Below are 12,331 nucleotides of genomic sequence, written 5' to 3'. Positions count from 1 at the left end.
CTTTCATCGGGCACGAAACGGCTGGACAAGCCGGGCATTGGATCGCGGGCCGCTTTTTCGATAGCGTTGCCTCCGGTGACTGCGGGGGAGTTGCAACGTGACAGCAGATGCGGGAATGCTGCACCGCCCGAACCTCTGGCGTTTGGCGCGCCGGGAGTGGTTCATTGGGATCAGCGCGCTGACAAGCCTGGCGTTCCTCAGCTATGGTCAAGCCCTGTTCGGGCTGCTCGCCAATCCCTTCTGGCTGACCGTGATCTTCCTGTGGCTGTTTCTGGCGGTTCTCGGCTCGGCATTGTCGGTTGTCCGCCATGCCGATCATCTGGCCGAGCGGCTGGGAGAGCCCTACGGAACACTCATCCTGACACTCGCGATCACCTCGATCGAGGTCGTGGCGATCACGGCCGTGATGCAGCACGGTGAGAACAATCCGACGCTGGTGCGCGATACTCTGTTTGCGGTGGTGATGATCATTCTGAATGGGATGGTCGGTCTGTCACTGCTCGTCGGCGCCTGGCGGCGGCATGAGCAGAAGCACAATCTGCAGGGCGCCAACGCCTATCTCGGGGTGATCGTGCCGTTGGCGACGCTGAGCATGATCATGCCGAATTTCACCCACGGCGCCCACGGACCAGCCTACTCCACGGTCCAGCAGACGGTTCTGGCGTTCATCTCGGTTGGGCTCTACAGCGTCTTTCTGTTGCTGCAGACGGGGCGTCACAAAGGGTTTTTCATCGACGAAACGGAAGAGATGGGGTCGTCGGTCCATAAAGCCGAGCATCAGGGCCCGCTTTGGGTGCCGATCGTTCTGCTCGGCGTCTATATGGGACTGGTGGTCTTTCTGGTCGAACAACTGGCGCCGCCTATCGACTATTTCATCGAGACGCTGCGCGCACCGGCAGCGCTTGGCGGCGTGGTGATGGCGATCCTTGTGGCAACGCCCGAGGCCATCAGCGCCGTGCGGGCCTCGGTCGCGAACCATCTGCAACGGTCGGTCAACATCTTTCTCGGTTCGGTCCTCTCGACGATCGGCCTGACCGTGCCCGCCATGCTTGTCATCAGCCATGTCACTGGCAATCCGGTCATTCTCGGCCTTGAGAACAGCAATCCGGTGATGCTGGTGCTGACGCTCGCGCTGAGTATGATCACCTTTTCGAGCGGCCGAACGCATCTGATGCAGGGCGCCGTGCATCTCGTTCTGTTCGTCGCCTATTTTCTGCTTATCTTCGAGACCTGAGATCGGGCCGATCACAGCAACGACAGCCGAGGGTTCAAAATGATGGCATTGCAGACCGGCGCTATTATCGCATTGCTCCTGGCCGGCGCCGCACTGGCCGGCGCATGGATCAGCAGGCTGCTGCCCCAACATCATCTCTCGACGGAATCGAAGGAAGCGATACGGCTCGCGACAGCGGTCGTCGGCACGCTATCGGCGCTTGCCCTTGGCTTTCTGGTGGCGTCGGCGAAGACGACGTTTGACGATGCTGAGACCGAACTGAAGACATCCGCCGCCCGCCTCGTCCTGCTCGATCGCGTCCTCGCACAATATGGCCCCGAGACGGCAACGGCCCGCACCAGGCTAACCAGCCTCGTCGAGGCCCGCATCGAGGATAGCTGGACCATTGCCAACGGCGCGAGCGCGCAGCAGAGTTTACGAGACGACATCGGTGTTGAGCCCGTTCAGCGGCTGGTTAGAGCGCTCGTGACGCAGGACGATGTGCAAAGGCTGCTGAAGGCACGGGCACTCGATATCAGCGGTGCGATCGCCGAAGCGCACTGGCTGGTGTTCGAGAGCAGCAACGAAGGTCTGCCGACGGCCTTTCTGGTCGTCCTGGCTTTCTGGCTGACGCTGATCTTCCTGACCTTCGGCCTTTTGTCGCCGCAGAATGCAACGGTGATGTCAATCATCATCGTCTGCGCCGTGTCGGTCGGCGGCGCGGTCTTCATCGTCAACGACATGGCGCATCCCTATAGCGGGCTGATCTCCGTGTCCGACGAGCCCTTGCGTGTGGCATTGTCGAAGATGGGGCGCTGAGCCGGGCTACCGCCCGCCATTGAGTCGATCAGGCTGCCCGGTCTCCCCCTGCGTTGAACATATGCAGATGTTGCGCCGGGAAGCTGACGCCCACCTCGGGTCCGGCGGTCAGTGCCTCACGGTCCAGCGTGAATATCTTGAATGGCAGGCCATGCAGCGAAAGATGCAGGATGATGCCGAAGCCGGTCGGCTCTATCAGTTCGACAGTGGCCTTTATGCCGGTCTCGTCGGAGGTCATGACCACGTGCTCGGGCCGGATGCCGAGCGTGATCTTGTCGCCATCGGCCAATGCCAGCGACTTGGAGAGCGTGACGACAGTGCCGTCCTTCAGCTTTGCCGTGCCGTTTTCATAGACCGCCTCAAGGAAATTCATGCCCGGCGAGCCGATGAAGCCGGCGACGAAGAGGTTGGCGGGGCGGTCGTAGAGCTCGAGTGGGCTGCCCACCTGCTGGACAACCCCGCCATGCATGGCAACGATCCGGTCCGCCAGCGTCATTGCCTCGATCTGGTCGTGCGTCACGTAGATCGAAGTCGCCTTCAGGTCGCCATGCAGTTTCTTGATCTCGGCCCGCATCTGTTCGCGCAGGCGGGCATCGAGGTTCGACAGCGGCTCGTCGAACAGGAACGCCTTCGGTTGGCGCACGATGGCGCGGCCCATCGCGACACGCTGGCGCTGACCACCGGACAACGCCTTCGGGCGGCGTTCCATCAGCGGATCGAGACCGAGCTTGGAGGCTGCGGCGCCGACGACGCTGGCGATCTTCTCCTTGGCCGTCTTCCGGAGCTTCAGGCTGTAGCTCATGTTGCCGGCGACGTTCATATGCGGATAGAGCGCGTAGGACTGGAACACCATGGCGATGTCGCGGTCCTTCGGATGCAACTCGTTGACGCGGTTTCCCGCGATACGGATCTCGCCCGAGGTGACCTCCTCGAGGCCGGCAATCATCCTCAGCAGTGTCGACTTGCCGCAGCCCGACGGGCCGACGAGCACGACGAATTCGCCGTCTTCGATCTTCAGCTCGACATTCTGCAGGACCTGCACGTGGCCATAGGATTTCTTGACGTTCTGGATATCGATCGATGCCATGTGATTAACCCTTGACCGCGCCGGCCGTCAGGCCCTGGACGAGATAGCGCTGGATGAGAAGGAAGAAGAGACCGGCCGGGATGAGCGCAAGCACGCCCGCAGCCATCATCTGACCGAAATCGACCGAGAACTTGCCGACGAAGGTGAGCAACCCGACCGGGAAGGTCGCTGCGTCATTGCCGTTGATCAGCATCAGCGCGAACAGCAACTCGCTCCACGCGGCGGTGAAGACGAAGCCGAGCGTTGCGGCAATGCCAGGCAGCGTCAGTGGCAGGATGATCTGCCGGAAGGCGGTGAACTGCGTGGCGCCATCGATCATCGCCGCCTCTTCCAGATCCTTCGGAATACCGTCGAAGAAGGATTGCATCAGGAAGGTCGCGAACGGCACGTTGAAGGCGGTGTAGACGACGACAAGGCCCGTCAGGCTGTTGGTCAGATGCAGCGGTGTCAGGATCTTGAAGATCGGCGCCACCAGCATGACCAGCGGGAACATCTGCGTCAGCAGCATCAGCGCCACGATCCAGTATTTTGCGCGGAAGTTGAAGCGCGACAGTGCGTAGCCCGACAGCGATGCGCAGATGGTGACGATGAACGCCGTCGAACCGGCGACGATCAGGCTGTTCTTGAAGAAGGTCGGAAATGCGCTGTGCTGGATGACGAAGGTGTAGTGCTCCCAGGTCGTGCGCGATGGCCACATCCTGACGCCCTCGGAATAAAGCAGGTCGTTCGGCGTCACCGACACCTTGAGCAGCCAGAACAACGGAAACAGCGCAAAGACGATGTAACAGAGGATCGCCAGCCGATGCGCGATGGTGGGCAGGATGGATCGTCTCATGGCCTCAATCCTTGTTCAGCAGGGTCTGCCGCAGCAGGATGATCAGCATGGAATAGGCCAGCAGCAGCGCCAGCAGCACCAGCGCGATCGCCGAGGCATAGCCGAAGTCGAGACGCTTGAAGGCCTGGGTGAAGATATAGCTGGCGACGATCTGGGTGCGATCGGCCGGTCCGCCACCGGTCATGACGACGATGAGGTCGGCGAAATTCGAGACCCAGACGGTCCGTAGCAGAACGGTAATGGCGATCGTCGGCGCCAGGAAGGGCAGCGTGATCGACCGGAACCGCTGGAACCAGGTGGCGCCGTCGATAGAGGCCGCCTCGTAGAGATCGCGCGGGATCGCCTGTAGTGCTGCCAAAAGCGTGATGGCGAAGAACGGAATGCCCCACCAGACATTGGCGATGATCGGTCCCCACATGGCATAGTGCGGGTCAGAGAGAATGTTGGAGGGTTCGTTCATCAGCCCGAGCGCGTAGAGCCAGTGCGGGATGGGGCCGATGACCGGGTTGAACAGCCAGGCCCAGTTGAGACCAGCCAGAAACGACGGCACTGCCCATGGCAGGAAGACAAGCGCCTGAACAATGCCCCTGCCCCAGAATGGCTTGTCGAGCAGTAGTGCCAGGATCAGGCCGAAAATGAACTGCAGCACGACAGATGCGCCGGTCCACCAAAGCGTATTTTTCAGAGCGCCATAAAAGGCCGCATCCTGCGAGAGTTCGCGGAAATGATCGAGACCGACGAAGCCGCCGGAAAACGGATTGAGCAGCTGGATATCACGGAACGCATAGGAAACGCCGATCGCCAGCGGCACCAGCATCACGGCAATGATCAGGATCAGCGATGGTGCGCTATAGAGATAGGGTTCGGACGCATCGGCGACGCGCTTCAACCACGACCTTCGGTCGCGGCGGCGGTGGAGCGTATCGGCGGTCATGGTCATCAGTCAAAATTCCACGCTCGCAGCGCGAGGGCGCGCTGTCGTCATTGGGGACAAGAGGCGGCGGATCGCTCCGCCGCCGCGTGATCGATGTTACTTCTTGGCGAGGTACTTCTGCTGCGCCTTGGTCAGGTAGTCCGCCCACTGGTCAGCCAGTTCCTTCGGCGTGATATCGCCGAGAAGCGCCTGCTGCGTCGTCTTGATGGCGAGCGAATCCTTGAAGAAGGCAAATTCCTCAAGGTAGGTCGGCATCACCGTCGGAACGATGTTCGGGTCCGCCAGTTCGTCGAACCAGCCCTTGAACTGTTCGCTGGCGTAGAACGGATCTTTCTCGGCAGCCGTGTGCACCGGCAGCGCACCGGTGCGCTTGTTCCACTCGATATTGCCCTCAGGCGATTCAAGCGTTTCGATAAGCTTCCAGGACAAGTCCTTGTTCTGGCTGGTGGTGAACATCGACCAGCCGGCGAAACCGATGGTCGTGAAACCCTTGCCGCTCGGACCAACCGGCATCTTGGTGACTCCGAAATCCTCGGGCTTCATACGCTGGGCAACCGCGATCAGTGCGTCCGGGTCCTGATCCAGCATGGCGCAGGTGCCAGAGTAGAAGCCGGCAACGGTCTCGTTGAAACCCCAGTTGACGCTGTCCTTCGGTGCCAGGCCCTTCTTGTAGAGATCGACGACCCATTCGAGACCCTTTGCCCAGCCTTCGCTGTTCATGGTCGATGTGCCGTCCTCGTTGAAGAACTTGTTGGAGCCGGCCATCGTTGCGCCGAACATCACCCAGCCGTTCAGGCCACCGGGACCGCCGCGCAGGCAATAGCCGGACTTGCCGGGAAGCTTGGAGACTTTTTCGGAGGCTGCGACAAACTCGTCCATCGTCTTCGGCGGCGCGGCAACGCCGGCTTCCTTGAAGAGGTTCTTGTTGTAGAACAGCGCGCGCAGGTAGAAGCCATAGGGCAGCATGTAGGCGGTGTTCTTGATGTCGCGGCCAAGTTCCAGCGCCCGCGGCGTCAGGCCCTTGGTGTATTCCCACTTCGCAAGATAGGGCTCCAGGCTCTCCAGCATGCCGTTATTGGCATAGAGCGAGAGCCAGGTGTCTGGCATTTCCATGACGTCAGGCGTATCGCCGGCCGAGACCATGGTCGCGAACTTCTGGAACGCTTCGTTCCAGGGCAGCGAGATGATGTCGACCTTGGTACCGGGATTGGCCGCCTCGAACCTGCCGACGATCGCCTTCAGCGTCTCGGTACGTTCAGGGCTGGTGATGACTTCGACCAGCTTCAGTGTCGTGTCGGCCATGGCGGTACCGGCCATCATCGTGGCGAGTAGCGTTGCGGTTATCAGTCTTTTCATGCTCAGTTCCCCCTTCCAGGTTTTTCCTCGATTTCTGGGCCTTACGAAGCGACGGCAAGCGCCTCCTCGATATCCCCCCACAGCGCCTCGGTTCCTTCGAGGCCAACGTGAAGGCGTACGGACCGCGCATGGATCCCGAAGGTATGCGCGGAATTGGGCTGTGCCTTTTGCTGAAGCACGACCTCGCCTGGTACGATCAGGCTTTCGTGTCCACCCCAGCTCACTCCCAGTTTGAAGAGCTTGAGATGATCGGCGAAGGCGCGGATATCGACGCCCTCGCGGAATATGAATGAGAACAGGCCGGATGTGCCGTTGAGACCGGCAGGCAACCGGTTGGCGAGGCCCGGATGGCAGACGGTCTCGACCACCTCCAGCTCCTGCAGGCGCCTGGCGATGGTCATCGCCGCCTCCTGATGCGCCTTCATGCGGATCGGCAGTGTGCGCATGCCCCGGATCAACAACCAGGCATCGAACGGTGAAAGCTTGCCGCCGAGATAGGGATAGGCCTCGGCCTTCAGCCGCGCGATCATTTCCTTCGAGCCGGCAACGACGCCTGCGACAACATCGCTGTGGCCACCGAGATATTTGGAGGCCGAATGGATGACCAGATCGACGCCGAGGCTGATCGGCTGCTGGAACACCGGGCTCGCCCAACTGTTGTCGATCATCGAGACAACACCGTGCTGCCTGGCGAGCTTTGCGAGCGCACCGACGTCATGCGCCTCCATCACCCAACTGGTCGGGCTTTCCATGTAGAACAACTTGGCGCCGGGCAGCCCCCTGGCGACAGCCTCCTCGTCGCGGCCATCGACATAGGTGACCTCGACCTTCATCCGCTTCAGCGTGGTGCCGAACAGGCGGAACGCGTCGGGGTAGACGTGGTTGACGGCAACGATCCGATCGCCGGGCTCGACAAATGAGAGGACGGAGGACGAAATCGCCGCCATGCCGCTGGCAAAGCCGAGCGCATCTTCAGCACCCTCGAGCTTGGCAAGCATCTCCTCGAACATCCGCACCGTCGGATTGAGGCCGCGCGTGTAGATCGGGCGGACCTTTTCACCGCGGTAGGAAGCGATCATGTCGTCGTAATCGGAGAAGGTGAACAGCGACGTCTGGAAAATCGGCGGTACCACGGCTTCGGCGTAGTTGCCTTCATCGTGCGTGGTGATCAGCGAAGCGCGTTCGAACGGGTCGATACCGTTGCTCATTGGGACATGTCCTTGATGTCTTCCTCGACGACTGCGAGGATTTTCAGTGTCTCTTCGCGCGCGGCCTCGGGGTCCTGGGCAACGATCGCGTTGAAGAGAGTGCGGTGAAAGGGAAAGGAGCGGCGGGCAAAATCCTGCCGTTCGAACGGGTGCTGCCAGAACTGCCAGAAGGTTTCGCGCATCTGTTCAAGAAGCTGGCGGAACAGCGGATTGTGGCTGGCATCATAGATGGCAAGATGGAATGCCAGATCTTCCGGCCCCGAGGTCCCCTTCTCGAGATGGACCCGTTCCATCTCGTTCAGCTTCTCCTCGATCAGCACCAGATCCCTGGCCGTGCGCTTTCGCGCTGCCACCATGCCCGCTTCGCACTCGATGCCGCGGCGAACTTCCAGCGTCTGCAGCAAGGCATTGCGCAGATCCGTGGCGTTCAGCGACAACGGCATGTGGATCGTCGCCTTGGAAACCGGCTTCAGCAGGTAGGTTCCGCTACCCTTGCGCGTCTCGATCACGCCCAGCGCCTGAAAATGCCGGATCGCCTCGCGGATGGTCGATCGCCCAACCCGCAGATTGGCCATCAACTCGCGCTCCGCCGGCAGCCGATCGCCCGCTTGCAGCCGCGCATCCTCGACATAATCCGCCAGAGCGTCGGTTACCTGACGGGCGCGATCCATCGCCGGAAGCGGCCGGATAACCGGCCTATCGTGATGTGGTGCCTTCATGGTTCCCCAATATTCTTATAGGCAGCCGACCATTTAAATTGGTCTGACATCTTAGCATTTCTCAGATGCGTGAAGACGTCAAGGGCTATGTTAGGAGAAGCATGATCTCGCCCGAAAATGCCTTTGACCGGCCCTGAGCTGTTCTTCGCATCGTCCAGAGATGCAGCTGACCCGATGCAGCGGATCAGTCGGGACCGAGCATCGACAACACCGTGATTCGGCTCGCGGACGACTGTCTAAAGCGGAGTTCGAAGCACGCCTATCGTCGCTTTGCCGTCGGTGAAATAGGGATCGCCTCCTCCATTGCGCCCCGCCTTGGTCGGGCCGACGCCATCGATCTGGTAGCTCGATGAGAGTTGGTCGCTGCTGATAAGGTCGCCCATCAGGAGGTCGCGTTCGGCATCGATATCCGGGCCGATATGATGGGTCACTTGCCCGGTGTCATGGCTGAAGCCAACGCCCCGGTCGAAGCTTGCCGACCCCAGCCACAACGGCCGGCCATCAGAACCGGTCTGTCCGGTCAGCCAGAAACGGACGTGGTTGCGTTCGTCCGCGCTCTTGCCGACAGGTTTCTCGAATGCGAGGTCCTGCTTTCGGCCTTCGAAGAACAGCGGACTGACGGGCGCGTCGAGGTCCGGCCGATCAAGTACCACGCTCAAGCCGATGTCGATTGATGTCCGCAGCGTGACTTTGTCGGCGGGATCCCATCCGGCCGCTGCGAAAGCACGGACGATCGCCTCTTTCGAACCGACCAAACCGACATTGATAGCGTCGCCTGGGATGCCCTGCCCGGTGGTTGTGAACATTGCATCGGAGGTGGCGACCCGACCGGCGTCATGGAAGTCCCACCATGCAGGGACAACCAGATAGGCGAGCAGAAGGTATATGCCGAGAACGGCAAGCAATGCCGCGATACTGGCTCTTGTCCGATGTCGCATGGGGTTGCCTTTATCCTGATGACAGGTTCGACGCCTTACCATGATAGGGCAGTTGGTTTGTGGAACGCCAGATGTTCCTGCAGTGGCTTTGCCGCTGGTTCCCATTCGGACTGCCGAACTTTCCCAGCCCTGTCACAATGCGTCCGCTCGACACGACGTCGTCACCCAACTCTCGAAAGTTTTCCCTGCGGCAAGGACGTCGATCAGCCATGCGCGGGCTGGCGAGCACGATTTTGCAAATCATGTATCGGTGGTGGTGTGGATAACTGCTTCAAACAATGGTGGGCATGGATTGCGCCTCGGGACCGACGCCAATCTGGCCCAAGGACCTTATCGATCAGGCGCAATGCGCAGCCCGAGCCAAACGCGACTACCCTACCAGTCGCGCCTGCGGCATCGCCTGTTCATCAAACAGCCCGCGCAACAAATCGAGTACGGCCTGCACTTTCGTTGAGCTAACGGAGTAATAGACTGATTGCGCGTCCCGACGGGTGTTGACCAGTCCCATGCTGCGAAGCTTGGCCAGATGCTGTGACAGTGCCGACTGGCTGAGGTCGAGCATTTCAGCAAGACGTCCGACGGGGATTTCGTCGCGCGATAGCGCAGCGAGCATTCTCAATCTTTGCGCGTTGGCCATAACGCTCAGCAGTTGTGCTTTCAGTTCAAATGTGTCGTCGGTCATGTATTGCCTCATAAGCTCTTCAGTGCTTTTACTAGACAATACCTAATAAACCATACGCTAAATCATCAAGTCCTCGTGAGCGCATACGCCTCTGCCAGGTACGCTTTGTCTTCGATAGCAATGGCTTGGCGGAACGACCCGCTTCGCGTCCGCACTAGAGCGACCGGCTCCAGCGCCAATCCTGTATCTCCGGCATGTCTTCACCATGCTCTCTTACGAAAGAACGATGGCGGTCGAGCCTGGCCTGGAAGTCCGCGACGACGTGGGGAACCTTGTTCGCAAGATCCGGAACGCGCGCGATTGCCTGGAGCGCGAGATGAAAGCGGTCGAGTCCGTTCAACACCGCCATGTCGAACGGCGTGGTCGTGGTTCCCTCTTCGACAAACCCGCGTACGTGAAAGTTGCGGTGATTGGCGCGCCGATACGTCAGGCGATGGATCAGGTAGGGATATCCGTGATGGGCAAAAATCACTGGCTTGTCTGTCGTGAAGATCGCATCGAACCGCGCGTCGGCAAGTCCGTGCGGGTGCTGTTCGGGATCCTGGAGTGCGAGCAGATCGACAACATTGACAGTCCTGATCTTGAGATCGGGAATTGCCTCGTGAAGCAGCATGACGGCCGCGAGCGTTTCCATGGTCGGAACGTCTCCCGCGCAGGCCATCACCACGTCCGGAGTGCCTGTATCGGGCTCGTAGCTTGCCCAATCCCAAATCCCGACACCCGCCTCGCAATGGGCGATCGCCTCGTCCATGGTCAGATATTGCGGCTCTGGCTGCTTTCCTGCGACGATGACGTTGATGCGGTCAAACGTCTTGAGGCAATGGTCGCCCACCCATAGTAGCGTGTTTGCATCCGGCGGCAGGTAGATGCGGACGATATCGGCGGTTTTATTCGCAACCAGGTCGATGAAGCCGGGGTCCTGATGCGAGAAGCCGTTATGGTCCTGGCGCCAGACGTGCGACGTCAACAGGTAGTTGAGGGAAGAGACCGGCTCGCGCCACTCCAGTCCTCTTGAGACCTTCAGCCACTTGGCGTGCTGGTTGAACATCGAATCGACGATGTGGATGAACGCTTCGTAGCAAGAGAACAGCCCATGCCGACCGGTCAGAAGGTATCCTTCCAGCCAGCCCTGGCACATGTGCTCGCTCAGGACTTCCATGACCCGACCATCCCTGGCAAGATGAACATCGTAGCCCTCGATCGCCTGCATCCATATCCGGTCAGTCTGCTCGAACACCGCGCCCAGGCGGTTGGAGTCGGTTTCATCCGGGCCGAATATCCTGAAGTTGCGGGCTTCGGAGTTGAGCCTCATGACATCTCGCAGATACCGCCCGAGGATTTCGGTGGATTGAACCTGGGGAGAACCACGGGCGTCGATCTTGACGGCGAGGTCTCGAATGTCCGGCACGATCAATTCCTTGCGCATCCGTCCGCCGTTCGCGTAGGGCGTAGCGCCCATGCGTTTCTCGCCCACCGGGGAAAGCGTCTTCAATTCCGGCTTGAGGCGACCGTCGGCATCGAAAAGGTCTTCGGGACGGTAGCCTCGCATCCAGTCTTCCAGGATCTTCCGATGGCCTTCGTCGCCTCTGCAGTTCGTGACGGGTACCTGATGAGCGCGCCAGAAGCCCTCAACCTTTTTGCCGTCCACTTCCTTCGGTCCAGTCCACCCCTTCGGACTGCGCAGCACGATCATCGGCCACCGCGGGACACCGGCTGTCTCTACCCCTTCTCTCGCGTGGCGCTGCAAGCATTCGATGAGATCGAAAGCCCGATCGAAAGCATCTGCCATCTGTCTGTGCATGTCATCAGGCTCACGGCCTTCGACGAACAGTACCTCATATCCCAGCCCATCGAAGAGGCGTTCCAGGTCCTCGTCACTGGTTCGGGAGAGGATGGTCGGGTTGGCGATCTTGTAGCCGTTGAGATGCAGGATCGGCAGCACGGCGCCGTCGCGTAAAGGGTTGAGAAACTTGGTCGAATGCCATGCCGCCGCGATCGGGCCGGTCTCCGCCTCGCCGTCGCCGACAACGCAGGCGACCACGAGGCCGGGGTTGTCGAAGGCGGCCCCGAACGCGTGAACCAGCGCATAGCCCAATTCCCCGCCCTCGTGGATGGAACCGGGCGTCTCCGGCGCGACGTGGCTCGGGATACCTCCCGGGAAGGAAAACTGCCTGAACAGCTTCCGCATCCCGTCGGCGTTCTCCGTTATCTCCGGGTAGATTTCGCTATAGGTTCCCTCCAGATACGTGTTGGCGACCATTCCAGGCCCGCCATGGCCCGGACCGCAGACGTAAAGTATGTCCCGGTCCCTGGCCTTGATGATGCGATTGAGATGCGCATAGATAAAGTTGAGTCCCGGCGTCGTCCCCCAATGACCAAGAAGTCGCGGTTTTATGTGCTCGGGCAGCAACTTCTCGCGCAACAGCGGATTGTCCATCAAATAGATCTGGCCGACGGACAGGTAGTTGGCGGCGCGCCAGTAGCGGTCGATAAGATCGACCTCAGCGGCGCTCAGTTGGGTGCGGGCGTGTTCTTGCATG

General features: G+C 60.4%; 11 protein-coding genes. 2 read left to right on the top strand and 9 right to left on the bottom strand.

Features of this window, described 5'->3' with window-relative positions; translation table 11 throughout:
* The first annotated feature begins 115 nt into the window (after positions 1–115).
* Both GVL52_RS00150 and GVL52_RS00145 read left to right on the top strand, forming a co-directional pair.
* A complete protein-coding gene (locus GVL52_RS00150) occupies positions 116–1,234 on the top strand; it encodes a calcium:proton antiporter (protein WP_160003952.1) in 1,119 nt (372 codons plus the stop codon).
* A gap of 39 nt (positions 1,235–1,273) precedes the next feature.
* The gene (locus tag GVL52_RS00145) at positions 1,274–2,032 is read left to right on the top strand and encodes a DUF4239 domain-containing protein (protein WP_160003238.1); all 759 of its coding nucleotides are present in this window, start codon (positions 1,274–1,276) and stop codon (positions 2,030–2,032) included.
* Between the two features lie 28 nt (positions 2,033–2,060).
* Here GVL52_RS00145 and GVL52_RS00140 read toward each other — a convergent pair whose 3' ends face one another.
* The 9 genes from GVL52_RS00140 to GVL52_RS00100 all read right to left on the bottom strand — a co-directional run bounded on the left by GVL52_RS00140 (position 2,061) and on the right by GVL52_RS00100 (position 12,330).
* A complete protein-coding gene (locus tag GVL52_RS00140) occupies positions 2,061–3,119 on the bottom strand; it encodes an ABC transporter ATP-binding protein (protein ID WP_160003237.1) in 1,059 nt (352 codons plus the stop codon).
* 4 nt (positions 3,120–3,123) lie between these two features.
* Complete coding sequence (locus GVL52_RS00135) at positions 3,124–3,954, bottom strand: carbohydrate ABC transporter permease (protein WP_160003236.1); 831 nt, start codon at positions 3,952–3,954, stop codon at positions 3,124–3,126.
* Positions 3,955–3,958: 4 nt separating this feature from the next.
* Complete coding sequence (locus GVL52_RS00130) at positions 3,959–4,894, bottom strand: carbohydrate ABC transporter permease (RefSeq protein WP_160003235.1); 936 nt, start codon at positions 4,892–4,894, stop codon at positions 3,959–3,961.
* A gap of 90 nt (positions 4,895–4,984) precedes the next feature.
* The gene (locus GVL52_RS00125) at positions 4,985–6,244 is read right to left on the bottom strand and encodes a sugar ABC transporter substrate-binding protein (RefSeq protein WP_160003234.1); all 1,260 of its coding nucleotides are present in this window, start codon (positions 6,242–6,244) and stop codon (positions 4,985–4,987) included.
* Between the two features lie 41 nt (positions 6,245–6,285).
* Positions 6,286–7,452, bottom strand: coding sequence for a PLP-dependent transferase (locus GVL52_RS00120; RefSeq protein ID WP_160003233.1), 1,167 nt, complete (start codon positions 7,450–7,452; stop codon positions 6,286–6,288).
* Complete coding sequence (locus GVL52_RS00115; protein ID WP_160003232.1) at positions 7,449–8,171, bottom strand: FadR/GntR family transcriptional regulator; 723 nt, start codon at positions 8,169–8,171, stop codon at positions 7,449–7,451. The genes GVL52_RS00120 and GVL52_RS00115 overlap by 4 nt, the downstream gene beginning before the upstream one ends.
* Before the next feature lie 236 nt (positions 8,172–8,407).
* The gene (locus GVL52_RS00110; RefSeq protein ID WP_160003951.1) at positions 8,408–9,109 is read right to left on the bottom strand and encodes an LssY C-terminal domain-containing protein; all 702 of its coding nucleotides are present in this window, start codon (positions 9,107–9,109) and stop codon (positions 8,408–8,410) included.
* A gap of 370 nt (positions 9,110–9,479) precedes the next feature.
* The gene (locus tag GVL52_RS00105) at positions 9,480–9,791 is read right to left on the bottom strand and encodes a metalloregulator ArsR/SmtB family transcription factor (protein ID WP_160003231.1); all 312 of its coding nucleotides are present in this window, start codon (positions 9,789–9,791) and stop codon (positions 9,480–9,482) included.
* Positions 9,792–9,945: 154 nt separating this feature from the next.
* On the bottom strand, positions 9,946–12,330 hold the full coding sequence (locus tag GVL52_RS00100; protein ID WP_160003230.1) for a phosphoketolase: 2,385 nt from the start codon (positions 12,328–12,330) through the stop codon (positions 9,946–9,948).
* Position 12,331 lies beyond the last annotated feature (1 nt).

The sequence above is a fragment of the Rhizobium sp. 18055 genome, from assembly GCF_902706285.1.
GTDB lineage: Bacteria > Pseudomonadota > Alphaproteobacteria > Rhizobiales > Rhizobiaceae > Rhizobium.
Note: the sequence above shows the minus strand (reverse complement) of the source record. Positions and strands in the feature narration are given on the sequence as shown.

Excerpts from the sequence above, each read along its gene's own strand:
- GVL52_RS00150 (WP_160003952.1), top strand. The coding sequence starts at position 116 with ATGCTGCACCGCCCGAACCTCTGGCGTTTGGCGCGCCGGGAGTGGTTC.
- GVL52_RS00145 (WP_160003238.1), top strand. The coding sequence starts at position 1,274 with ATGATGGCATTGCAGACCGGCGCTATTATCGCATTGCTCCTGGCCGGC.
- GVL52_RS00140 (WP_160003237.1), bottom strand. The coding sequence starts at position 3,119 with ATGGCATCGATCGATATCCAGAACGTCAAGAAATCCTATGGCCACGTG.
- GVL52_RS00135 (WP_160003236.1), bottom strand. The coding sequence starts at position 3,954 with ATGAGACGATCCATCCTGCCCACCATCGCGCATCGGCTGGCGATCCTC.
- GVL52_RS00130 (WP_160003235.1), bottom strand. The coding sequence starts at position 4,894 with ATGACCATGACCGCCGATACGCTCCACCGCCGCCGCGACCGAAGGTCG.
- GVL52_RS00125 (WP_160003234.1), bottom strand. The coding sequence starts at position 6,244 with ATGAAAAGACTGATAACCGCAACGCTACTCGCCACGATGATGGCCGGT.
- GVL52_RS00120 (WP_160003233.1), bottom strand. The coding sequence starts at position 7,452 with ATGAGCAACGGTATCGACCCGTTCGAACGCGCTTCGCTGATCACCACG.
- GVL52_RS00115 (WP_160003232.1), bottom strand. The coding sequence starts at position 8,171 with ATGAAGGCACCACATCACGATAGGCCGGTTATCCGGCCGCTTCCGGCG.
- GVL52_RS00110 (WP_160003951.1), bottom strand. The coding sequence starts at position 9,109 with ATGCGACATCGGACAAGAGCCAGTATCGCGGCATTGCTTGCCGTTCTC.
- GVL52_RS00105 (WP_160003231.1), bottom strand. The coding sequence starts at position 9,791 with ATGACCGACGACACATTTGAACTGAAAGCACAACTGCTGAGCGTTATG.
- GVL52_RS00100 (WP_160003230.1), bottom strand. The coding sequence starts at position 12,330 with ATGCAAGAACACGCCCGCACCCAACTGAGCGCCGCTGAGGTCGATCTT.